The organism is Mesorhizobium sp. M1A.T.Ca.IN.004.03.1.1 (assembly GCF_003997555.1).
Lineage (GTDB): Bacteria > Pseudomonadota > Alphaproteobacteria > Rhizobiales > Rhizobiaceae > Mesorhizobium.
The window spans coordinates 1-243 of record NZ_RZTV01000929.1 but is presented as its reverse complement, the minus strand read 5'-3'; the positions used below and the strand labels follow the sequence as shown (position 1 = coordinate 243).

The following is a 243-nucleotide window of genomic DNA, read 5'->3' as shown; positions in this document are numbered from 1 at the left end:
CATCAGGCTGTGTATTGAGGGATGCGGAGCACGACGGGGAACACCATATAAGCTTGCGTATCTGGTTTGTGACAGGGATGGTTTGCGGACGAGCGACAGCGGGGTGCTCGCCGCGTGGCGAACGGCAAAAGGACAATGCTGAGGACATTTGAAAAGGCGGCGCTCGAAGCCGGCAAGGCCATCATCACGGTCTTGCGCGAAGGCTTCCCTGTCGCCATGAAGGCGGATGCAAGTCCGGTCACG

Annotated in this window: 1 pseudogene; it reads left to right on the top strand. The window is 59.3% G+C overall.

Features of this window, described 5'->3' with window-relative positions:
• Positions 1-135 precede the first annotated feature (135 nt).
• Positions 136-243 (top strand): annotated as a pseudogene (locus tag EOD29_RS34400) (3'(2'),5'-bisphosphate nucleotidase CysQ); the annotation flags it as partial.